Origin of the sequence: Mycobacterium hackensackense (genome assembly GCF_025822555.1) — a bacterium.
Lineage (GTDB): Bacteria > Actinomycetota > Actinomycetes > Mycobacteriales > Mycobacteriaceae > Mycobacterium > Mycobacterium fluoranthenivorans.
This window is the reverse complement of sequence record NZ_JACKUC010000029.1, coordinates 261,571-283,009: the sequence shown is the minus strand read 5'-3', so window position 1 is coordinate 283,009 and position 21,439 is coordinate 261,571. Positions and strand designations below refer to the sequence as shown.

The 21,439-nt window shown below is 68.2% G+C and carries 20 protein-coding genes; 11 read left to right on the top strand and 9 right to left on the bottom strand.

Annotated elements, in window-relative coordinates; all coding sequences use genetic code 11:
* The first annotated feature begins 5 nt into the window (after positions 1-5).
* From H7J86_RS04495 to H7J86_RS04485, 3 genes are all read left to right on the top strand, one after another.
* Positions 6-857 carry a LysR family transcriptional regulator gene (locus tag H7J86_RS04495; protein ID WP_090356797.1) on the top strand — a complete coding sequence of 284 codons (852 nt, stop codon included), beginning with the start codon at positions 6-8 and terminating at the stop codon, positions 855-857.
* A 14-nt stretch (positions 858-871) separates the two neighbouring features.
* Complete coding sequence (rlmN, locus tag H7J86_RS04490; protein WP_090356796.1) at positions 872-1,963, top strand: dual-specificity RNA methyltransferase RlmN; 1,092 nt, start codon at positions 872-874, stop codon at positions 1,961-1,963.
* Positions 1,964-2,036: 73 nt separating this feature from the next.
* Positions 2,037-4,220 carry a molybdopterin-dependent oxidoreductase gene (locus tag H7J86_RS04485; protein ID WP_267289584.1) on the top strand — a complete coding sequence of 728 codons (2,184 nt, stop codon included), beginning with the start codon at positions 2,037-2,039 and terminating at the stop codon, positions 4,218-4,220.
* Between the two features lie 10 nt (positions 4,221-4,230).
* Here H7J86_RS04485 and H7J86_RS04480 read toward each other — a convergent pair whose 3' ends face one another.
* Entirely contained in the window at positions 4,231-4,806 is a 576-nt protein-coding gene (locus H7J86_RS04480) for a TetR/AcrR family transcriptional regulator (RefSeq protein ID WP_090356792.1), read from the bottom strand.
* Positions 4,799-5,914 (bottom strand): phosphotransferase, encoded by a 1,116-nt coding sequence (locus H7J86_RS04475; protein ID WP_267289582.1) that lies wholly within the window; start codon positions 5,912-5,914, stop codon positions 4,799-4,801. Before H7J86_RS04475 ends, H7J86_RS04480 begins: the two co-directional genes overlap by 8 nt.
* Positions 5,915-5,957: 43 nt before the next feature.
* Between H7J86_RS04475 and H7J86_RS04470 the strand changes: the two genes are divergently transcribed.
* A complete protein-coding gene (locus H7J86_RS04470) occupies positions 5,958-7,127 on the top strand; it encodes a CaiB/BaiF CoA transferase family protein (protein WP_267289580.1) in 1,170 nt (389 codons plus the stop codon).
* On the opposite strand, the gene H7J86_RS04465 is transcribed toward H7J86_RS04470, so the two are convergent.
* Together H7J86_RS04465 and H7J86_RS04460 are read right to left on the bottom strand one after the other, a co-directional pair.
* Positions 7,105-9,279: a glycoside hydrolase family 3 C-terminal domain-containing protein gene (locus H7J86_RS04465; protein ID WP_267289578.1), complete on the bottom strand. Its 2,175-nt coding sequence runs from the start codon at positions 9,277-9,279 to the stop codon at positions 7,105-7,107. The genes H7J86_RS04470 and H7J86_RS04465 overlap by 23 nt on opposite strands.
* A gap of 9 nt (positions 9,280-9,288) precedes the next feature.
* Entirely contained in the window at positions 9,289-9,834 is a 546-nt protein-coding gene (locus tag H7J86_RS04460) for a TetR/AcrR family transcriptional regulator (RefSeq protein WP_187098983.1), read from the bottom strand.
* Between the two features lie 87 nt (positions 9,835-9,921).
* On the opposite strand from H7J86_RS04460, the gene H7J86_RS04455 reads away from it, so the two are divergent.
* Positions 9,922-11,178, top strand: a complete 1,257-nt coding sequence (locus H7J86_RS04455; RefSeq protein WP_267289576.1) for a cytochrome P450 — start codon at positions 9,922-9,924, stop codon at positions 11,176-11,178.
* A 10-nt stretch (positions 11,179-11,188) separates the two neighbouring features.
* Here the strand turns inward: H7J86_RS04455 and H7J86_RS04450 are convergent, their stop codons facing one another.
* Together H7J86_RS04450 and H7J86_RS04445 are read right to left on the bottom strand one after the other, a co-directional pair.
* Positions 11,189-11,887, bottom strand: coding sequence for an NIPSNAP family protein (locus H7J86_RS04450; RefSeq protein WP_090356781.1), 699 nt, complete (start codon positions 11,885-11,887; stop codon positions 11,189-11,191).
* Positions 11,888-11,929: 42 nt separating this feature from the next.
* A complete protein-coding gene (locus H7J86_RS04445) occupies positions 11,930-12,571 on the bottom strand; it encodes a TetR/AcrR family transcriptional regulator (RefSeq protein WP_267289574.1) in 642 nt (213 codons plus the stop codon).
* Between the two features lie 85 nt (positions 12,572-12,656).
* On the opposite strand from H7J86_RS04445, the gene H7J86_RS04440 reads away from it, so the two are divergent.
* A complete protein-coding gene (locus tag H7J86_RS04440) occupies positions 12,657-14,588 on the top strand; it encodes a flavin-containing monooxygenase (RefSeq protein ID WP_267289572.1) in 1,932 nt (643 codons plus the stop codon).
* Positions 14,589-14,598: 10 nt separating this feature from the next.
* Here the strand turns inward: H7J86_RS04440 and H7J86_RS04435 are convergent, their stop codons facing one another.
* Positions 14,599-15,411 (bottom strand): thioesterase family protein, encoded by an 813-nt coding sequence (locus H7J86_RS04435; protein WP_267289570.1) that lies wholly within the window; start codon positions 15,409-15,411, stop codon positions 14,599-14,601.
* A 26-nt stretch (positions 15,412-15,437) separates the two neighbouring features.
* Positions 15,438-16,259, bottom strand: a complete 822-nt coding sequence (locus H7J86_RS04430) for an SMP-30/gluconolactonase/LRE family protein (RefSeq protein WP_187098987.1) — start codon at positions 16,257-16,259, stop codon at positions 15,438-15,440.
* Between the two features lie 130 nt (positions 16,260-16,389).
* Here H7J86_RS04430 and H7J86_RS04425 point away from each other — a divergent pair, with 130 nt between their 5' ends.
* Genes H7J86_RS04425 through H7J86_RS04405 form a run of 5 tightly spaced genes read left to right on the top strand, consistent with a single transcriptional unit; the run spans position 16,390 to position 20,963 of the window.
* Entirely contained in the window at positions 16,390-17,574 is a 1,185-nt protein-coding gene (locus tag H7J86_RS04425; protein ID WP_267289568.1) for a cytochrome P450, read from the top strand.
* Positions 17,574-18,536, top strand: coding sequence for a zinc-binding dehydrogenase (locus H7J86_RS04420; RefSeq protein WP_267289566.1), 963 nt, complete (start codon positions 17,574-17,576; stop codon positions 18,534-18,536). The genes H7J86_RS04425 and H7J86_RS04420 overlap by 1 nt, the downstream gene beginning before the upstream one ends.
* A gap of 14 nt (positions 18,537-18,550) precedes the next feature.
* Complete coding sequence (locus H7J86_RS04415; RefSeq protein WP_267289564.1) at positions 18,551-19,333, top strand: HpcH/HpaI aldolase family protein; 783 nt, start codon at positions 18,551-18,553, stop codon at positions 19,331-19,333.
* On the top strand, positions 19,330-20,049 hold the full coding sequence (locus tag H7J86_RS04410; RefSeq protein ID WP_090356769.1) for an SDR family NAD(P)-dependent oxidoreductase: 720 nt from the start codon (positions 19,330-19,332) through the stop codon (positions 20,047-20,049). Before H7J86_RS04415 ends, H7J86_RS04410 begins: the two co-directional genes overlap by 4 nt.
* On the top strand, positions 20,049-20,963 hold the full coding sequence (locus H7J86_RS04405) for an alpha/beta hydrolase (RefSeq protein ID WP_267290577.1): 915 nt from the start codon (positions 20,049-20,051) through the stop codon (positions 20,961-20,963). The genes H7J86_RS04410 and H7J86_RS04405 overlap by 1 nt, the downstream gene beginning before the upstream one ends.
* Here H7J86_RS04405 and H7J86_RS04400 read toward each other — a convergent pair.
* On the bottom strand, positions 20,952-21,422 hold the full coding sequence (locus tag H7J86_RS04400; RefSeq protein ID WP_187098989.1) for an SRPBCC family protein: 471 nt from the start codon (positions 21,420-21,422) through the stop codon (positions 20,952-20,954). The genes H7J86_RS04405 and H7J86_RS04400 overlap by 12 nt on opposite strands.
* Positions 21,423-21,439: the final 17 nt, after the last annotated feature.

Genomic DNA, 21,439 nt, shown 5'->3' with positions numbered 1-21,439 from the left:
ACGGCATGGGTCAGGTGCTGGACATCGCGCCGCTGCGCAGCGTGGTGGCGGTGGCCGACTGTGGTGGGTTTCACCGCGCCGCCGCGGTGTTGCACATGACGCAGTCCGCGGTCAGCCAGCATGTCCGGCGGATCGAGGCCGTCGTCGGCGGCCCGGTGGTCGAACGCTCCGGCCGCGGCGTCGCCTTCACCGAACTGGGACACCGCGTGCTCGGGCACGCCCGGACCATCCTGGCCGCACACGACGGGGCGCTGACCGACCTCGGCGCCGCCGAGGAGCGGGTGCTGCTGATCGGCGCCACCGAACACGGTGCCGATGTCATGCTGCCGGGGCTCACCGCGGCGCTGGGCGAACGGTTACCCGACTGGCGGCTGCGCTTCCGGCTCGATCGCAACGTCATGCTGGCCGACGCCATCGAACACGGCCTCGTCGACCTCGCGGTGATGCTCGACGGATCCGGTCTGGATCCGGCGCATGCCTCCGGAACGCTTGCGCTGAAATGGGTCTCGGGTCGCAGTTTCGCCGCGCCGGCCAACCAGCCGCTGCCGGTCGTGATGTTCTCCGAACCGTGCACCCTGCGCGAACCGACCTTCGCCACGCTGGACCGGATGAAGATCGGCTACCGCATCGCCGCCGAATCCGCCGATCTGTCCGGCCTGTTCGCCGCCGTGCGGTCGGGGCTGGGGGTGGCGCTGCTGCCGATGATCGGCCGGCTGCCCGACGGCCTCTGTCTGGCCGAGGGGCTGCCTCCGGCCAGTCGCGCGTCGGTGTTCGTCCGTGGCCGGGCCGGGGTCGACGCGGGGATCCTCGATACCGTCGAACAGACCGTGCGTGACGTTCTCGCCGGACAAGACTGATACTGGAATCGATCATGAAGCAGGAACTGGTTTTCGAAGCACCCCGCCGCGGTATGCCGCCGCGGCACCTGGCCGATCTCGACGAAGCCGGGCGGGTGGCGGCCGTCACCGAGCTCGGGTTGCCGAAATTCCGGGCCAAACAGCTGGCCCATCAGTACTACGGGCGCCTCATCGCCGATCCGCACCAGATGACCGACCTGCCGGCCGCCGTGCGCGCCTCGGTGGCCGGCGAGCTGTTCCCGACGCTGATCTCGCCGGCTCGCGAGATCCAGTGCGATGCCGGCGAAACCCGCAAGACGCTGTGGCGCGCGCTGGACGGCACCACCTTCGAATCGGTGTTGATGCGCTATCCGCAGCGCAACACCGTCTGCATCTCGTCACAGGCCGGCTGCGGTATGGCGTGCCCGTTCTGCGCGACCGGTCAAGGCGGCCTCAAACGCAACCTGTCCACCGCGGAGATCCTGGAGCAGGTGCGCGCCGCGTCGTTCGCGATGCGCGAAGAGCATGACGGCCGGCTGTCCAACATCGTCTTCATGGGTATGGGTGAGCCGCTGGCCAACTACAACCGGGTGCTGGCTGCCGTGCGCCGGATCATCGCCCCGCCGCCGGACGGCTTCGGGATCAGCGCCCGCTCGGTGACGGTGTCCACCGTCGGGCTGGCACCGGCCATCCGCAAGCTCGCCGACGAGAAACTCGGGGTCACCCTGGCGGTGTCCCTGCACACGCCCGATGACGAACTGCGCGACACCCTGGTCCCGGTGAACAACCGCTGGAGCGTCGACGAAGTCCTCGATGCCGCACGCTATTACGCCGATAGCACCGGCCGTCGGGTGTCCATCGAGTATGCCCTGATCCGCGATGTCAACGACCAACCTTGGCGCGCAGACCTTCTCGGCAAGAAGTTGCACAGCAAGCTGGGGCCGCTGGTGCATGTGAACCTGATCCCGCTGAACCCGACCCCGGGCAGCGAGTGGGATGCCAGTCCCAAGCCGGTCGAGCGCGAGTTCGTCAAACGGGTTCTGGCCAAGGGGGTCTCGTGCACCGTCCGCGACACCCGCGGGCGCGAGATCGCGGCCGCGTGCGGCCAGCTGGCGGCCGAGGGCTGATCGGCCCGGTTCTGGACAAGCCGGTATCGGCCGGCAGCTTTACACGGTCGCGTTGAAGTGTCACGATTTGGCGATGTCGCCCAGCCCCGTGACCGACGAGCAGAAGGTCACTTACTGCCGAATCTGCGAGCCGATGTGCGGCCTGATCGCGACCGTCTCGGCCGGCCGGCTGGTATCACTGCGCCCGGATCAGGATCATCCACTGTCCAAGGGGCGGGCATGCCCCAAGGGGATCGCCTTCACCGATGTCCAGAACGACTCGGACCGTGTCCTGCATCCGATGCGCCGCCGCGAGGACGGCACCTTCGAACGGGTCGCCTGGGATACCGCGATCGACGATATCGCCGCACGGTTGAGTGCGGTGGTCGCCGAACACGGCGGGGCCTCGGTCGGGCAGTACTTCGGCAACCCCGCCGCGTTCGGCTACGCATCCAGCGTGTGGTCGGGCATCTTCATGGCCCGCATCGGATCTCGGCACCTGTACTCGGCGGGGTCCCAGGACATCAACAGCCGCTTCGTGGCCAGCAAGCTGCTCTACGGTGCCGCCAGCCAGCTGCCGTTCCCGGATCTGCCGCGCACCGACTTCCTACTGATGCTGGGCGCGAATCCGCTTGTCTCGCACGGCAGCGCGGTCCGTGCGCCGCGCATCAAGGACGACTTGGCCGCGATCGTCGGCCGTGGTGGACGGGTGGTGGTACTCGACCCGCGCCGTACCGAGACCGCCCGCCATTACGAGCACATCGCGGTGCGACCGGATTCGGATGCGTGGCTGTTGCTGTCGATGCTGCATGTGCTGTTCGCCGAGGGCCTGCACGCCGATATCGACCACCAGGCGCGCGGCCTGGAGACGCTGCGGTCACTGTGCGCGCCCTTCCCGCCCGAGCAGACGGCGGCACGCACCGGCGTGGACGCGGCCGTGGTGCGCACCCTGGCCCGTGATTTCGCCGCGGCGCCCAGCGCCACCGCCTACGGCCGGACCGGTGCCTGCCTCGGCAGGCACGGCACCCTGGTCAGCTTCCTGCTGGATGCCCTCACCGCGGTGACGGGGAACCTGGACCGGCCCGGCGGCACGTTGATGTCGCACTCGGTCATCCCGCTGGAGGAGATGGGGGAGCGGGTCGACAGCTTCAGCTACGGCAAGACCCGTTCGCGGATCGGTGGCTTTCCCGACGTCCTCGGTACCTTCCCGGCCGCACTCATGGCCGACGAGATCACCACCGAGGGCGAAGGGCAACTGCGGGCGCTCTTCGTCGTCGCCGGCAACCCGGTGCTGTCGGTGCCCAACAGCGCGGCCCTGGAATCGGCGCTGCGCCGTCTCGACCTGTTCGTCTCGTTCGACCTCTATATCAACGAGACGAACCGGTTGGCGGACTACGTATTACCTGCCACCACCATGCTGGAGCGCGACGACCTGCCGATCGCGTTCGCGGCCTGCTCACCGACACTGTTCGTCCAGTCGTGCGAACCCGTGCTGGAACCCTACGGGGAGGCCAGGCCGGAATGGGAGGTGTACTCCGAGATCGCCCGCCGGATGGGTATGGCCTTGTTCGCCACCGGCCCGCTGTTGCGGTTCAACCGCGTGCTGGCCTGGCTGGACCGGCGCGGTATCGGGCGGATGACGCCACGCCGGCTGATGGGGCTGCTGCTGCGCACCGGCCCGCACGGCGACCTGTTCGGACTGCGGCGCCGGGGACTGAATCTCACCCGACTCGGCGAACACCCGCACGGTATCGTGCTGGCGCAGCACGCACCGACCGGGATCCTGTCCGATGTGGTGCGCCACCCCGACGGCAAGGTACACCTGGACCCACCGCAGATCGCCGCGGAGATCGCCCGGCTGGGCCGCAACCATCCCGCCGATCCACGGTTTCCGTTGCTGGCCATCGGTATTCGTGAGATGCGATCGCAGAACTCGTGGATGCACAACAGCCCCACCCTGATGAAGGGGGACCGTCGGCACAACACCCGGATCCATCCCGCCGATGCCGCGGCCGCCGGCCTCGTCGACGGGGGCCGGGTACGGATCGTCTCCGCGCACGGCAAGATCGAGACGGGCGTGCTGGTCACCGACGAGATGGTGGCCGGCACCGTCGCGATCCCGCAGGGCTGGGGACATCGGGGCGGGGGCTGGCACCTGGCCAACACGGTGCCGGGCGCCAACGTCAACGAACTGACCTCCAACCGGCCCGAAGATCTGGAGGCGCTGGCCGGGATGGCCGTGCTCAACGGGGTCGCGGTGCGGTTGGAGAGTGTGTAGCGCGCTGGTCCTAGTCGGTCTGGCGGATGCCCACCGCGTGTCGCAGCTGGGCCAGGAACTGACCGTCGTCATCGCTGCGCACGATGTAGTGCGAGATCGCCACCCGGATGGCGGTGGCGGCGCGCACCGGCCCGTTCGGCCCCGGGATCAGCTTGAGCAGCCGGGCGCGCATCAGCGGGATGATGTGGGACAGCTGCCCGATCACCACCTCGGGTTCGATGTCCACCACCCGCACCCCCGAATAGGACTGCTGGTATTCCACGATGAATCGTAGTGCGGCATCGAGCTTTTCATTGCCGCGCAGACCCGAGGTAACCCGGCTCATACCGGTGTCGAACATCTCGCGCTCGTACTGGCCGAACGCGGCGAGCAACTCTTCCTTGGAGGCGAACCACCGGTACAGCGTGGGCCGGGAGACACCGGCCTGAAGCGCCACCTCGGACAGGCTGAGCTTGGTCTGTCCGCTGCGCCCGAGCACCTCTGCCGTGGCCACCAGAATCCGCCGTCGCGTCGAGGTGTCCTCACTCGCATCGGTGGTCAATGGCTTGTTCACATCCCTGATGGTAGTTGCTGGTGCATTACACATTCGCCTGCAGTGTCTTGACCGTGTCGAGATCGTCGAGTGCCGCGACCGCGCGGCCCAGGCCTTCGAACGCGATCGTCTCGTCCTGCATGCCACCCATACCGGCCGTGATGAGGGTGGCGACATAGGCGTACAGCGCGGCCTGGCGGTACCTGTCCCACAGCTCGTCGCCGCCGAGTTCGGGACCGCCACCCGCGGCCAGGGCGCGCCGGTACACATCGAGCAGTTCGCGTTGATGGTCCACCCGGTCGGCCGTGGTCATGCTGGTGATCAACGTGTAGGACAGCTCTCGCGACGGATGCCCGCGGCGCACCGCCTGCCAGTCGAGCAGACCGGCTTTTCCATTGCGGAAGTACACGTTTCCGGGGTGCGCGTCCCCATGCATGACGGTGTGCGGGGCCGCGTCGATGAGTGCCGCGACGGCGCGGTAGTGGTCATTGATGAAGCGGCCGTTGTCCACGGCGATGGTGGTCCGGCCGGCCAGCCGGCGAACCGAGGTGCGGGCCAATGACCCGGTCAGCAGGGAGGTGGCGTCACCGGAGGCGGAGTACGTCCACGAGGGCACCCGCTCCCAGAAGGTGGCGTGGACGCGGGCCAGCAGTTCGACGAGGAGTGCCGCCTGGTCGACGGACAACGGATGCAGGGTGTCGGGGAACTCACACCGGTCGACCGTCAGATCCTCGAGCACCAGCACGAAGCGTCCGGTGAGGGCATCGAACATCCCGCCGTGACTCACCGGCACCTCGGGCAGACGGGGGGCGAGGTCGCGATAGAAGCGCACCTCGGTGTCGGCCAGCCTGCCGAGCTCGCCCATCAGCCGGGTTGCGGCGGTCTCGGCCGGCATCTTCACGAACACCGAGGCGGGCACACCGGCGCCGGTGAGCGCCAGCCTCGCACGCGACGAGGTGCCGGCGTCACCCCCGATCACCGCCACCGACTCGACCTCGCGGCCCAGCAGGCCGGACAGGAACGCGGCGTTCAGGTCGCCGATCCGGCGTGGGACTGTCCGCATCCGCCCGATGGCGGCGTCGGTTGCGATACGTTGCACACCGCGGCCGAGATGAGCGGTCAGGCCGAGGACGGGTGTGACGCGCCGGCGCAGCGAGGACATCCGTCGATGTTTACAAATGTGCGTTTGATTGTAAAGGGGCGTCATGGCCGGGCCGATGGACGGATTCACCGTGATCGAACTCGGTGTCTGGGTGGCTGCACCCGCGACCGGTGCCATCCTGGCGGACTGGGGCGCCGACGTCATCAAGATCGAACCCCCGGCCGGCGACCCGGCACGCACCTTCGCCGCGATGATGGGTCTCGACGGTGAGGTGAACCCACCCTTCGAGATGGACAACCGCTCCAAGCGCAGCATCGTGTTGGACCTCGGCACGCCCGCGGGGCGTGACACTGCCGTCGAGTTGCTCAGCGCCGCAGATGTTTTCGTGACCAATCTGCGTCCCGCGGCACTGCGCCGGCTCGGCCTGGACCACGAGTCGGTGGCCGCGATCAACCCGCGGCTGGTGTACGGACTGATCACCGGATACGGCACCGAAGGCCCCGACGCCGATCGCGCCGCGTATGACGTGGCGGCATTCTGGGCCCGCGCCGGCATCGCCGATCTGCTCACCCGGCCCGGTGCGACACCGCCGTTTCAGCGGGGTGGAATGGGGGATCATTCGGCGGGGATGACGCTGGCGGCCGCGGTGTGCGCGGCGCTGCTGGCCCGGACGCGGACCGGCGCCGGGCAACTGGTGACCACCTCGTTGTACCGCCAAGGTGCCTACACCGTGTCGTTCGATCTCAACACGCTGCTGCTGACCGGGCAGCAGGTGGCGATCGGCGAGCGCGAGTCGATGGCGAATCCGTGCATGAACAACTACGCCGCCGGGGACGGCAGGCGGTTCTGGATCGTCGGTCTGCAGGGGGAGCGGCACTGGCCGGCGCTGTGCCGCGCGGTCGACCGCACCGACTGGCTGACCGACCCGAAGTTCGCCAAGCCCCGCGACAGGTTCGTGCATGCGCGCGAATTGATCGCCTGCCTGGACGAGATCTTCGCCACCCGGCCGCTGGCCGACTGGGCGACGGTATTCGACGGGGAACCGGACTTCTTCTGGTCGCCGATCAACTCGCTCGACGATGTCGTCGCCGACGAGCAGTTCCACGCCACCGGGGGAATCGTCTATGTGCCCGAAGGGGATTCGTCGATCCCTATGGTCGCCACCCCGGCCGACTTCTCCGCCACGCCGTGGGCGCCCCGGACGGTGGCCCCCAAGCTGGGGGAACACACCGACGAGATCCTGGCTGAGCTCAGGGCGCGCGCCGATCGTTGATCTCGACCAGTAACGCCGCCAGCCGGTCCTGGGTCAGCCGGCCACCGCTGAATCCGACGAGCCGGTCCAGCGGGGTGGACGCGATGATCGCGAGAAGTTCGGGGCTCATCGCGAGGCCTGCTGCTGCGCCCGGCAACTCGGCCATCGTCGCCGCGATCAACGCTGCAGCCGAGGGGTCTGCCCACAGCTCACCGAGGGTCGACTCGGCGGTGAACGGCACGGGTTGCTCGTCACCGGCCAGTGTCACCGTGGCGTGCAACCGCAGATCGCGGCTGGACGCCCCGGTCCACAGCATGTAGTCGCCTCCTTCGACGGTCCAGCGATCGGCCCAGTACGCGAGGTCATGCCGGGATATCGCTATCTCGACCACACGGTCTTCGCCGGGATCCAACGTCACCGACCCGAATCCCACCAGCCAGCGCGGGGCACGGCTCACCCGGGAGGCGCTCTTGCCCGCATAGACCTGCACCACCTCGCGACCACGCCGGGCGCCCGTGTTGGCGACGGTGACGGCGACGGTCAGTCCGTCGCCGTGTTCGGTGATCTCCATACCGCGATAGCCGAATGTGGTGTAGGACAGGCCGTGTCCGAACGGATACGTCACGGGCAGCTCACGCGCGTCATACCAGCGATAGCCGACGAAAATCCGTTCGCCGTACTGGGTGTGGCCCCGTTCGGACGGAAAGTTCAGAAACGCCGGCGTGTCCTGCAGTCGCACGGGCACCGTCTCGGCGAGCCGTCCGGACGGATTCACCACGCCGAACAGCACATCGGCGATGGCGCCGCCACCGGCCTGCCCGAGCAGGGCACCGTCGAGGACGGCCGGAGCCAGCGCACTCACCTCATCGAGGCGCACCACCCCGCCGTGGGACAACACCACCACCGTCCGCGGCTGTACCCGCACCACCGCACGGAGCAGGGCGATCTGCTCTGCCGGCAGATCGATATGCGGGCGGTCGAAGCCCTCGGATTCGTCCTCGGCGCTCAGGCCCAGGAACACCACGGCCGCATCGGCGGCCGCGGCGTGAGTCGCGTCATCCGAATACGTCACCTCGTGATCCCCGGCGAGCCTGCGGATCTCGTCCAATGCCCTGTCCAGCCGCGTCGGATTCACCCGCGAACTACCGCCACCCTGAAAGCGAGGTTGCTCGGCAAGGCGGCCGATCACCGCGATCCGCGACGGCGCCAGCGGGAGCAGGTCGGCGTCGTTCTTGAGCAGCACAATGGCGCGGCCCGCGGCCTCGCGGGCCAGGGCGTGATGCGCCTCGATATCGAATGACGTTGGGGTGGAAGTCTGTTCATGTGTCCTCCCGGCCAGGCGGGCGACCCGCCCGGCGGCCCGGGTGACCACACCGGCCGCGAGCCTGCCCTGCTCGACCGCCTCGAAGACATCGCGGTCCGACGCGCCGCCGGTCGCCGGCATCTCCAGATCCAACCCGGCGGCGACCGCCGCGACCCGGTCGGCCACCGCGCCCCAATCGCTGACCACCACCCCGTCGAAACCCCACTCACCACGCAGCACCTCGGTGAGCAGCCACGTGTTCTCGGCCGCGTACACACCGTTGATGCGGTTGTAGGAACACATCAGCGACCACGGTCGGGCCTGGCGCACCACGAACTCGAAAGCGCGCAGATAGATCTCCCGGAGGGTGCGCTCGTCGATATCGGAACTCGCTCGCATCCGGTCGAATTCGGCATTGTTGGCCGCGAAATGCTTCACCGACGCGGCCACGCCGCGGCTTTGCACACCGCGAACCCAGGCCGCGCCGAGCACACCGGACAGCAACGGATCCTCGGAGAAGTACTCGAAGTTGCGCCCACACCGCGGATCTCGCTTGATATTGATGCCGGGGCCCAGCAGCACATGCACCCCCAGCACCCTGCACTCCTCGCCCAGGGCCACCCCGATCCGCTCGACCAACTCCGGATCCCAGGCCTGGCTCAGGCCCACCGCGGGTGGGAAACACGTCGCAGGCGCACTCTCGCCGAGGCCCAGATGATCGGCGCCGCCGCCAGACTGCCTGCGCACGCCGTGCGGACCGTCGGTGAGCACCATGGCGGGGACCGGTCCGACCGCCTTGGTGGCCCAGAACGTGGCGCCGCTGCCGAGCGCCGCTGCCTGTGACACATCGAGTCCACCGAGATCGGCCATGGCGCCAGGCTACCGACGCGAACTGTGCGTCCTGGCCCTCGTGGCGTGTTGCAGCTGAGCCAGGAAGTCGTCGCCGTCATCGCTGCGCACCAGGTAGTGCGAGACGGCGACCCGGACCGCGGTGGCGGCCGCGACCGCCGCCTCGGGGCCGTCGGTGAGCCGTTCCAGGCGTTCGCGCATCAACGGGATGAACTGCGCCAGCCGGGCGATGACCTGTTCCGGTTCGATATCCACCATCCGCAGGCCCGGGTAGGACTGCTGGTATTCGACGATGACCGCAAGCGCGGCGTCGAGTCGTTCGGCGGCGGGCAGCCGCGTCACGACGGCCGCGACGGCGCGCTCGTAGTGTCTGCGCTCCCAGACCACGAACGCGTCCAACAGTTCCTGTTTGGACGCGAACCAGCGATACAGCGTCGGACGCGACACGCCGGCCTGGGCTGCGACCTCAGACAGGCTGAGCTTGGTCATGCCGTAGTTGCCCAGGACTTCGGCGGTCGCGGCCAGGATGCGTTCGCGCGTGCTGTTCGCGTCCGCGGCGAGCACTGGTTCGGCCATCCCCACAGCTTTACAAACTATCGCACAACTGTCACGCTCAATCTGTCGCGACATCGCCGTCGCAAGCCCTGTAGGAGGGAACGCCCCGTGACCGTCGCCAGCACGCCGCAGGCACGCGAATACAGCCCGTTCGACATCACCTCGCACGATTTCTGGAATCAGCCGTTCGCCGTGCGGGATGACACCTTTGCCCGGCTGCGGGCGGCGGACGGAGTCTCCTGGCACCGGCCGATGCCCACCCTCTTCGATGTCGAGGAGCCCGGTTTCTGGGCGCTGACCCGCCGTGCCGACATCCAATTCGCCAGCCAGCACCCCGAGCTGTTCACCTCGGAGCGCGGGGTGGCGCTGGATCCGATGCCTGCCGAGGTGCAGAAGTTCGCCACCTTCTTCCTGACGATGGATCCGCCCACGCACACGGTGTATCGCAAACTGATCAGCGCAGCGTTCACCCCGCGCCACGTCCGCGAGATCGACGAGCAGATACACCGTGACGCGGTCGCGGTGGTCGATGACCTGATCGGGGTGGGTGATGTCGACTTCGTCGAGGCCTGTTCGGCGCGCCTGCCGATGGTGACCATCTCCTCGATGCTGGGGGTGCCCAAGGCCGACCAGCCCGCCCTGGCCAAGGCCGCCGAGAAGTTGTTCAGCATCAGCGACGACGAGTTCTCCACGCTCGAAGAACGCGCCATGGCGACCATCAACGAGATCATGTTGATCTCCAACACGGGCATCGAATTGGCCAAGTTCCGCCGCGCGAACCCCGGCGATGACCTGATGACCAGCATCGTCAACGCCGAGGTGGACGGTCATCGGCTGACCGATGAGGAGATCGGTGCCTTCCTGATCCTGCTCGCGTCAGCCGGTAACGACACCACTAAACAGACCACCACGCACGCCATGATGGCGCTGGCGGCCAACCCGGAGCAGCGGGACTGGTTGATGGCCGACTTCGACGCCCGGATCGGCACTGCCGTCGAGGAATTCGTGCGCTGGTCGACACCGGTGCTGCAGTTCGCCCGCTTCGCCACCGAGGACGTCGAGATCGCCGGGCAGATGATCGGCGCCGGGGACAAGGTGGGACTGTTCTACTGCTCGGCCAACCGCGACGAATCGGTGTTCGACGCGCCGGGCCGGTTCGACCTGAGTCGTTCGCCCAACCCGCACGTCGGCTTCGGCGCCGGCGGCCCCCACTTCTGTCTGGGCAATCAATTGGCGAAGACCGAGCTGCGGAATCTGTTCCGCGAGTTGCTCACCCGGCTCACGACCATCGAGTTCGGCGAGCCGGACCTGCTGTACAGCTCGTTCGTGCACGGCATCAAGCGCGTGCCGGCGCACATCCGGTGACGGGGATGCGCTAAGGCAACGGATGCGCGGGCAGGGCCGACAAGATCGAATCCTCCCAGCCGTCGCGGAGCGCGGGCGCCACGCTCATCCAGGTGACGATCTCCGCGGGCGGGGCGTCCTTCCAGGACGGGTAGTGGTTCTCGAAACAGGCCCAATCCCCGTCGAGCGCCCAATAGTGGATGACCTCGTTGAAGCGGAACGTCGTGATGAACGAGCCCAGCCAGCGCTTGCCGGTGGACTCCGACCACGGCACGTACAGCCGTTCCAGTTCACGGATGTAGTCATCCTGACGGCCGGGTTTGGTCTGCATGATCTCCTGGATCACCAGGCCCGCACCGAAATTCGCCGCCTTGAGCTGGCTCAGCGTCTTGTTGTACTTGCCGGCGTACATGATCCTGCCCTCGCCGTGGGCCCCGGCCTCGGCCAGGTACTCCGACCACTGGCCGGCGGCCTTGGCGTGGCTGCCGCCGCGCGCCTGCGCGCGCCCGATCCTGGCGTAATCGGCGAAGGCGTCGATCTCCCAGATCACGGTGACCTGGGGCCAGTGCCCGTTGTAGGGGGTGCTCTCCCAGAGGGCGAACAGCCGTGCCCCGAGTTGTTCCATCATCGGCTGGTAGACCTCGGCGAAGACGTCGCAGAACCGGTCACTGCGGCCCAGGGAAATCGTCTCGTGCAGATACAGCAGGGTGTGGCCGTAGTACTTCTTCATGCTCATGGTGGCGCGGCTCCTGTCTCACTCGTCGACGGCTGGTCAGCCTCGCGGACCGAAATCCGGCAGGGTGTAACCCGATTCGGTGGCGAGCACCGTCGCGATCGCTCCGTAGGCCAGCTCGGCCGCGGTCTGCCAGTCCCGGTCGGCGTCGACCATGAGGGCGGCGGTGAAGTGCGGGCTCAGATGTGCGGTCACCGTGGTGTTCAGCGCCGGCGGCGGGTCGGCCGCGCTGCCGGTGGCCTGCCAGAGCGTGCGCGTGATGGCTGTCATGGCGCCACGGAACTCCCTGCGCCGCAGGCGTTCCGCGGCGGCCAGGTCGGGCGGGAGGTCGCGGCGTGAGGCCAGCTCGAAGAAGCCGGGACCGATGGTCGCGTTCATGTGGTGCGCCGTCTCGCAGGTGGCCCGCAGCCAGCTGCCCGGATCGCCGAAAGGATGCCCATATTCGGGCAGTTGGCGAACGTAGCCGCTCATACCCGCTTCGAACGCGGCGCCGACCAGCTTCTCGCGGGTGTCGAACAGCCGGAAGAGCGTCCGCCGGCTCACTCCGGTGGCCGCGGCCAGCTGATCCATCGTGACGTCGAGACCGTCGTGCAGGACCAGTCGTCGTGCCAGCGCCAGGATGTGGTCGACGGTGGCTTGGCGTTTCGCCTCGGCCACCGTGACGGGAACGGGTTTCGGCACAGGGAGAGTCTAGCGCCGAAATCGCGCTATTGACACTCATGAGTGCCATGAAGAACACTTCTGGGTGTCAAGACAGGGAGAGTTCATGGGCGGTAGGCATCTGGTCACCGAGTCGATCGTCGGTATCGATGACGCGACGATCGCCGCGGCGCTCGACCACCTCTCGGTGCCCGCCCTGATGGCCTCGGTCGTGCAGATCACCGGCGATCCGGATTTCGTCCGCGGGCCGATCCGCCCGGTGCAGTTCGTCCAGAATGAGTTTCAGGGCATGCTCCCGGAGGGCGACAGGCAACAGCTGCGGCGCCAGGCGCTCACGGCGATCTGCGCGTGGCGTGATGCGGGTTGCCCGTCGGCACCGCCGATCGACGACCGCCTGATCCGCGAGGTGATGGACTGGATCGCCTGCGAGCCGGTGCCCGAGGACAACGCCGCGCTCTACATGGAGGAGATGGATCTTCGCGGCCACAATCCCCGTGCCATCGCCGGGCCGGGCGCCCTGGTACCGCCGCCCGGCTTCTCGGTGCTCGTCATCGGTTTCGGAGCGTCCGGGCTGCTCGCCGCGATCCGGCTGAAAGAGGCCGGTATCCCGTTCGAGATCGTCGACAAGAACCTCGATGTCGGCGGTACGTGGTTCGAGAACACCTATCCCGGTTGCCGGGTCGATGTGGCCAGTCACTATTACTCGTACTCCTTCGAACACGTCGGGGATTTCACGGCCTACTACACGCGCCAGCCGGAACTGCATGCGTACTTCCGAAAAGTCATGACGGACCACGAGATCGAGTCGTACGTGCACTGGGGACTGGAGGCCGAGCGGGCCCAGTGGGATGACGACACCGCCCGGTGGTCGGTGACGCTGCGTCACCGCGACGGACGGACCGAGGTGCGCACCGCATCGGCGGTCATCTCCGGTGTCGGATTCCTGAACCGGCCGTTGATCCCCGATCTCCCCGGCCTGAAGACCTTCGACGGGCCGGTCTTCCATTCGGCCCAGTGGGATCACGCGGTGGAGCTGAGCGGTAAGCGGGTGGCCCTCATCGGGGCCGGGGCCAGCGGTTTCCAGATCGGGCCGGCCATCGTCGACGATGTCGACCACCTGGCGGTCTTCCAGCGCACCCCTCAGTGGATGGCGCCCAACCCGCGCTATCACGCCGAAGTCGGCGCCGGCGAACGGTGGGCGATGCGCCATCTGCCGGGCTACTCGCGCTGGTATCGGTTCATGTTGATGTGGCAGTCCAGCGACAGATTGTTGGAATTGGTGCGCGCCGACCCGGATTGGCCGGACTTTCCGCATACCGCCAATGCGGCCAGTGCGGCTCGACGCGAGATCTTCGCCACCTGGATCGACGATCAGGTCGGCGATCTTCCAGAGCTGGCGCGCAAGGTCACGCCGGACTACCCGCCGATGGCCAAGCGGATGCTGCAGGACAACGGCAGTTGGCTGCGCTGCCTGCGGCGAGACCATGTCGATCTGGTGAACGACCCGATCGCCGGCATCGACCGGACTTCGATACACACCGCGACAAGCCGGCACGACGTGGATGTCATCGTGCTGGCGACGGGCTTCCGGGCCTCCGAGGTGTTGTGTCCGATGGAGGTCATCGGACGCGGCGCGGTGCCCCTCTCGTCGGTCTGGAACGGCAAACCCGGTGCGTTCAACGGGATCTCGGTGCCCGGCTTCCCGAACTTCTTCATGATGGCCGGGCCGGGTACCGGACTGGCCCATGCGGGCAGCGTCATCTTCATGCTCGAATGCCAGATGCGCTATATCGGGGCGGCACTGCGGATGACGATCGAGGCGGGCAAGCAGACGATCGAACCGACCGAGGCGGCGTATGCGCGCTACCACGGTGAGCTCCAGACCGAGGTGGCCACGTTGATGTGGGGGCACCCGTCGATCGAGCACTCCTGGTACAAGTCGCCCGACGGGGGTGTGTACGTGCTGAACCCGTTCGGCTGCGTGGACTACTGGAAACGCACGCGATCGGTGTCACCGGAAGACCACGTGCTGCGCTGACCGTGCGGGGTCAGCGATTCTGTCTGCGCCGCACCAGGACCGACTGCTGAATCGCGCCGACGGCGCCGTGCTCGTCGAACAAGGTGCCCCGGGTGGTCCCGATCCCATCCGGTCCGTAATCGGTCTCGGCGCGGATACCGATCCACTCACCGTCGGGTATCCGGTGGATGTGCACGGCAAGATCGGTGTTGAGGAAGGTGAACGCGCGGATATCGATCTTGGTGCCGATCCCGTTGGCATCGTCGGCCACCGTGAACAACCGCTGCAACGGCGTGAGCGCCTCACCCTTGACCAGGTCCACCGTCGGGGACAGCCAGGACTCTCCCGGTCCGTCACCGAAAGGCATTGTCAGCCAGCGCCAGTCGATGCTGTGCAGGTAGTTCGGATCCCAGTGCTCGGCCATATCGCGGCTGCGGGCCTGCGACAGCGGGCGCAGTGGGGCCTCGGCGGCATGCACCACATCGGCGGTGTCCTGGTGCTGAAATCGCCATCCGCTGGCCCGCGCCACCGGGCGCACCGCGCCGTCCGGACCCGGTGCCAGCATCTCGGCGGTGATGAGCTCGATCTGCTTGCCGGCTCGCTCGCGGGCCGCGCGGACCCAGAAGTCACCCGTGGCCGGAACCGGTCCGAGCAGGTCCACCAGTACCCGGCTCAGCCGGGTGTCCTCGCGCTGCTCGCACCGCTCGAGCGCGCGGACCAGCAGGGCCGACGGCGGGGCGCCGTGCTGGATATCCGCCGACCAAGTGCTGCGCACCATGTCGGTGGCCCGGAATCGCTCGCCGCTGGTATCGACGTCGATCAGTTCGTAATAGCAGTCCGACATGGCTCGCTTTCAGGTTCTGGTGCAGGTCAGGGGGCGGGGATGTCGACCATCACCGCGTCGAGCCGGGACAGTTTGGTGCCGATCAGGCGCTGCGGATAGGCCTCGGTCGAGGACAGCAGAAACAGGGTGCGGTCTTCCGGGCCGCCGAGCGCACAGGAGATCGCTGTGCGCCCGTCCAGTTCGATACGGTCGGTGACGGTGTGGACACCGGTTCCGTCGCCGAGGATGCGGTCGAACCGGTGCGCCAGCGTCATGGCCACCCAGACACCGCCCGCGGCATCGACGGCCATGCCGTCGGGCGGGCCGTCCAGCCCGTCGGCGAACACCCGGCGGTCGTGCACGTCGCCCGCTTCGTCGAGGGTGAACGCGGTGAGGCGACGGGCCGTCGACTCCGCCACGATGAGGGTGCCGCCGTCCGGTGTGATGACCATGCCGTTCGGGAAGTCGAGATCGCCCGCGGACACGTGCACGCTGTCGTCGGTGTCGATGCGCACGAGGACACCGCCGGTGCGGGCCTGCGAGCCGAGATAGACCCGACCATGGGCGTCCACCACCATATCGCCGAGATCGGCGGGCACCAGCTCACTGAGATCGGCCAGGACGGAGACGTTTTCGCCGTCGTATCGCAGCACCTGGCGCGCCTGTGTCGAGGCGATCAGCAGCGTCCCGTCGGGCCGGAATCCCAACCCGGACGGGGCATGTCCCGGTAGCGGCAGGGTGGACATCTCGCCGGACAGTGTCACGGTGTGCACCGCTTCGCCCAGCATGTCGGAGAACCACACCAGGCCCTCGAACCACCGTGCGCCCTCGCCGAAGCAGAATCCGTTGGCCAGCGACTGCACCGTCATGTGGCCACGATAGCCGACGAGTGCCCTGCACCTTTACAAAACACGACGGAAATGTCACGCTCGGGAGGTGCGACAGTCCGCCGGCTCTGCCTCATCAGACTTCGCCTACGATCCGTTCGATCCCGCGGTCATGGCGAATCCACTGCCGTACTATCGGGTGCTGCGTGACCGGTACCCCGTCTACTACCTGCCGAAGTGGGACACCTACGCGTTGTCGCGGTTCGCCGACATCTGGGATGTGCTGGCGATCAACGACGGCACGTTCGTACCCTCGGAGGGAACGCTGCCCGCCGCAACGATTCTCGCCCGGCATCACGACGGTCCGGTGTCTGACCCGCCGCTGCACCCGATGCCGTTTCACGCCAACTTCGACTCACCGCTGTACGAGGACGTGCGCCGGTGCACGTCCGGGCAGTTCCGGCCACGCACCGCCGCCACCTTCGCCGACCGGATCCGCCGGCTCGCCAACGACCGGCTCGACGCGTTGCTGCCGCTCGGCTCATTCGATCTCACCCAGGACTACGGTGGGATCGTGGCCGCCTCGATGGTGTGCGAACTCGTCGGTCTGCCGGTTGAGCTGGCCCCGGATGTGCTGGCCACGGTCAACGCGGGCAGTCTGGCCGAGCCCGGCAGCGGGGTGGAGGTGGCCAACGCCCGGCCCGGTTACCTCGAATACCTCACCCCGATCATCGAACGCAGGCGGGCCGGTGCCGGGCCGCCGCTCGCGATCGCGGACAACCTGATCGACTACCGGCTGCCCGATGGGTCGGGGTTCACCGATATGGAGGCGGCGGTGCAGATGCTCGGCGTGTTCATCGGGGGCACCGAGACGGTACCCAAGATCGTCGCGCACGGCCTGTGGGAGCTGCTACGGCATCCCGGGCAGCTGGCCGCGGTGCGCGCGGACCTGGATGCCAATGTCCCGGTCGCCCGCGAGGAGATGATCCGCTACTGCGCGCCGGCCCAGTGGTTCGCGCGCACCCTGCGCAAACCGTTCACGCTGCACGGCACCACCATCAATCCCGGACAGCGGATCATCACCCTGCTCGGATCGGCGGCGCGAGACGTCCGGGAGTACGTGAATCCCGATGATTTCCAATGGGATCGGCGCAGTGCCAGGATCCTGTCCTTCGGCCGCGGGACACATTTCTGCCTCGGCGTTCACCTGGCCCGCCTGGAGATCACCATCCTGGTCACCGAATGGCTCAAGCGAGTCCCCGAGTTCACGGTGCGGGAAGAGGCGGCGTCCCGGCCACCGTCCAGCTTCCAGTGGGGGTGGAACTCTGTTCCCGTCGACGTCGGCGTGGCGGCGTGATGTGGGGTTACCGCCTCGTCGCGCCGTACACGTTCGCGCGTATCGATCTTGCCGAGCCTGCCGGCCTTGCGGACGGCCAGGTGCTGATTCGGTTCCTGGCGGCCGGCATCTGCGGGAGCGATCTGCCCGGCTTCCGGGGGACGCAGGGCAAACTGCCCGGCGACACCGGCTGTTGTGCTGCGGAGATGGACGGCTTTCCGATCCACGAGATCGCCGGCGAGGTCCTGGCCAGTGCGCACCCGGATCACGCGCTCGGGGATCGCGTCGTGGGCTGGGCGTCCGGATTCGACGGCCTGATGGCCCAGGTGATCGCCGATGGCGACGGATTGACCTGTTACGAGCCGGGTTTGACGCCGCAGCACGCGATCGGCCTGCAGCCGCTGGCGTGTGTGCTCTACGCCGTCGAGCAACTCGGCGACCTGACCGGCAAGCGGGTCGCCGTGATCGGGCAGGGCTCGATCGGGCTGCTGTTCTCCTATGTCGCCAAGGCGTTCGGCGCCGCGCACGTCACCGGTGTGGACCCCGTCGACCGGTCGGCGCTGGCCGGGACCTTCGGTGTCGACACCGCCGTGCGGTCCACCAGTGACCGTTGGGTGCGCCACCTCGATCCCGCCGCCCGGCCCGATATCGTCATCGAAGCCGTCGGACACCAGGTGGCGACCCTCGGCCACGCGGTGGAAGCCGCGGCCTTCGGGGGTACGGTGTTCTACTTTGGGGTGCCCGATGACGACAGCTATCCGATCAGCATGCGGATCATGTTGCGTAACAACCTCACCCTGAAATCCGGGGTGACCCTGGACCGGCGGCGGGTGTTACAGCGTGCCGACGCCTTCGCCCGGGAGCATCCCGCGCTCTTGCCGGCCTACCTGACCCACACGTTCCCCGTCGCGCAGGTGCAGCAGGCCTTCGAGCTGGCCTGCCGCCCGGATCCCGCGCGGGTCAAGATCGCGTTGGTGGCATGAGTGGGAACCCAGGCATGAGTTCGCGACTACAGGATGCGCTGGCGGCGCAGCGACAGATCTGGGGCGGCTGGGTGGTCGGCCCCACCATGCTGGGCCCCGAGGAGTTCGCCCACGCCGGTTATGACTATGTCGGATTCGACGCCCAGCACGGCTATCTCGACGATGCCGATATCGCGCTGCTGCTGCGCCGCCTCGAGCACGTCCCGATCGCGACGGCGGTACGCCTGCCCTCGGTCGATCCCGCACCGATCGGCCGGGTGCTCGACGCCGGTGCCGATGCGGTGATCATCGCGATGGTCGAATCGGCCGAACAGGCCGCCGCGGCGGTCGCCGCCACCCGCTATGTCCCCGCCGGTGTGCGCAGCTTCGGGCCGTTGCGCGCCGGCCTCGGCCACGACATCGCCGAACTACAGTCCAGGGCCGGTGTGTACGTGATGATCGAGACGGCACGCGGGCTGGCCGCGCTCGACGATATCTGTGCCGTACCCGGAGTGGCCGGCCTCTATGTCGGTCCCGCGGATCTGGCCATCTCGATGGGGTTGCGCCTGGCGGACGCCTGGAGCCACCCGCAGATGACGGACGCGATGACGTGCATCCAGCGCGCCGGCACCGCGGCCGGGTTGATCACCGGGGTGCATGCGGGCACCGGCACGCTCGGAAAGGCGGCGGCGGCACTGGGTTTCCGGATGATCACCCTGGCCTCGGAATCCCAGGCCCTGCGCCGGGGTGCGGCCGCCCACCTGGCCGAGGCACAAGACGGGGCGCCAATCACCGACGAATCCCGGGGTTACGTATGAGCACGGCCCCGGTCGCCCTCGTCACCGGCGCGGCCGGCGGGCAGGGTGCCGCGATCGTCGCACGCCTGCACGCCGACGGATATCGGGTGGTGGCAGGCGATGTGCGTATAGACGAACTCCGCACCAGCACAGCGGATTACGGTGACGGTGTCATCGCGATGGCGTTGGACGTCACCTCGGAACAGCAGTGGGCGGCCGCGGTGGCCGCCGCGGTCGACCGATTCGGGACGCTGACCACGCTGGTCAACAACGCCGGCGTGCTGCACCGGGCCGCGCTGGCCGACGAGACGGCGGCCGGCTTCGAGGGCAGCTGGCGGGTGAATTGCCTGGGCCCGTTCCTGGGTATCCGCGCCGCGCTGGGGGCCCTCACCGCGGCCGACGGCGCGTCGATCGTCAACACCTGCAGCACCAGCGCCGTCCGGCCGTTCCCGCACCACGCCGCGTACGGATCGTCGAAGTGGGCGCTGCGCGGTCTCACCCAGGCCACCGCGGTCGAACTCGCTCCGTCCGGTATCCGCGTCAACGCCGTGTTTCCCGGCCCGGTGGCCACCCCGATGCTCGATGACCGCACCCAGGACCGGCTGGCCGCGCACGGTCGGCTGGGGACGCCCGCCGAGATCGCGGACGCGGTGGCGTTCCTGGTCTCGGCCCAGGCGTCGTTCATCACCGGTGCCGAACTCGTCGTCGACGGCGGTCAGATCCTGAAGATCGGTTGATCCCGGTGGGTATCGACGAGCGGCTGGCCCCGGCGCTGCGGCATCTGGCCGGGGCACGCACCGACCTGTCGGCCGAAAAGCTCACCGCGGTAAGGGCTTCCCTCGACGCCCGCCGCAGGGAGACGGCCCGGCTGCTGGACTGCACCGGCGTACAGGTCACCGATGAGGTGGCGTGGGGGACCGGCGTGCGGATCTATCGGGGCGGCGGCGAGCCCGCCGTCGTCTTCTGCCACAGCGGCGCCTTCATGCTGGGAAATCTGGACACCGACCATCACCTGTGCGTCGAGTTGGCCCGGCAGGCGCGGGTGACCGTCATCTCCGTCGACTACCGGCTGGCACCGGAGCACCCGTACCCGGCCGCCCTCGACGATGCCGGCCAGGTGCTGGACTGGGTGGTCGAGAACGCCGCCGTGCTCGGTATCGACCCGGGCCGGGTCGCGGTCGCGGGCAGCAGCGCCGGCGGCTCGCTCGCCGCCGGGCTGGCGCACCGGGCGGCAGCGGGTGCGGCTCCGCCGGTCGCCTTCCAGCTGCTGCACCAGCCGGTACTCGATGACCGGCCGACACCCTCGAAGGACGAATTCGACAGCACCCCCGGATTCGACGGCCCGGCAACACGATTGATGTGGCGGCACTACCTCGGCGGCACCGGGGCGGCGCAGGCCGGCGCGGTGGTGGGTCGCCGCGACGATCTCGCCGGCCTGGCACCCGCCTTCATCAGCTGTGCCGAGCTCGACCCGTTGCGCGACGAGGCCGTCGACTACGCGCTGCGGTTGATGTGGGCCGGCGTGGCATGCGAATTGCATGTCTTCCCCGGCACCTGCCACGGCTTCGAATCGCTGCTGCCGCAGTGGGAGACCAGTGGGCAGCTCTTCGCCCTGCAGGGAGCTGCCCTGCGCCGCGCACTACACGGCTAATTCGCGTGCGACGGCGGCGTGATAGGCGTCGATATGGGACGGGTTGACGATGCGGAAGAACCCGTCCGACATCGGCGCATCCCGGTAGGCCTCGATGGTCATCGTCCTGGTGAACAGGGTGAGGTCCGGTCCCGGTGTGCTGAAGTGGTACTCGATGGTCATCCGGCCGTCGAAGCCGACCTCACCGGCGCTGTCGGCGGACAGCCGGCCCACCGAACTGAACACCCACAGCCTGGGCCTGGTGGCGATGGCCAGCTGCCAGGTGAAGGTGCGGTCGGCCGTCGGATGCGACTCCTGCCAGGTGTCACCGACGCGCAGCGGGAGGGTGCCGTCGAGACCGCTGATGCGGGGGGCGTTCGGGTAGGTCTTGGTCCAGTTGGCCGGGTTGGTGACGAAGTCGTAGATCGTCTCTGCGGAGTGCGTGAAAGTGGTTGACGAGCTGGTGGTCACGATGCCCACGGAGGTTCCTCTCGGGT

Coding starts and splice junctions, on each gene's coding strand:
- H7J86_RS04495 (WP_090356797.1), top strand. CDS start 6: ATGGGTCAGGTGCTGGACATCGCGCCGCTGCGCAGCGTGGTGGCGGTG.
- rlmN (WP_090356796.1), top strand. CDS start 872: ATGAAGCAGGAACTGGTTTTCGAAGCACCCCGCCGCGGTATGCCGCCG.
- H7J86_RS04485 (WP_267289584.1), top strand. CDS start 2,037: ATGTCGCCCAGCCCCGTGACCGACGAGCAGAAGGTCACTTACTGCCGA.
- H7J86_RS04480 (WP_090356792.1), bottom strand. CDS start 4,806: ATGTGTAATGCACCAGCAACTACCATCAGGGATGTGAACAAGCCATTG.
- H7J86_RS04475 (WP_267289582.1), bottom strand. CDS start 5,914: ATGTCCTCGCTGCGCCGGCGCGTCACACCCGTCCTCGGCCTGACCGCT.
- H7J86_RS04470 (WP_267289580.1), top strand. CDS start 5,958: ATGGCCGGGCCGATGGACGGATTCACCGTGATCGAACTCGGTGTCTGG.
- H7J86_RS04465 (WP_267289578.1), bottom strand. CDS start 9,279: ATGGCCGATCTCGGTGGACTCGATGTGTCACAGGCAGCGGCGCTCGGC.
- H7J86_RS04460 (WP_187098983.1), bottom strand. CDS start 9,834: ATGGCCGAACCAGTGCTCGCCGCGGACGCGAACAGCACGCGCGAACGC.
- H7J86_RS04450 (WP_090356781.1), bottom strand. CDS start 11,887: ATGAAGAAGTACTACGGCCACACCCTGCTGTATCTGCACGAGACGATT.
- H7J86_RS04440 (WP_267289572.1), top strand. CDS start 12,657: ATGGGCGGTAGGCATCTGGTCACCGAGTCGATCGTCGGTATCGATGAC.
- H7J86_RS04435 (WP_267289570.1), bottom strand. CDS start 15,411: ATGTCGGACTGCTATTACGAACTGATCGACGTCGATACCAGCGGCGAG.
- H7J86_RS04430 (WP_187098987.1), bottom strand. CDS start 16,259: ATGACGGTGCAGTCGCTGGCCAACGGATTCTGCTTCGGCGAGGGCGCA.
- H7J86_RS04425 (WP_267289568.1), top strand. CDS start 16,390: ATGGCGAATCCACTGCCGTACTATCGGGTGCTGCGTGACCGGTACCCC.
- H7J86_RS04420 (WP_267289566.1), top strand. CDS start 17,574: ATGTGGGGTTACCGCCTCGTCGCGCCGTACACGTTCGCGCGTATCGAT.
- H7J86_RS04415 (WP_267289564.1), top strand. CDS start 18,551: ATGAGTTCGCGACTACAGGATGCGCTGGCGGCGCAGCGACAGATCTGG.
- H7J86_RS04410 (WP_090356769.1), top strand. CDS start 19,330: ATGAGCACGGCCCCGGTCGCCCTCGTCACCGGCGCGGCCGGCGGGCAG.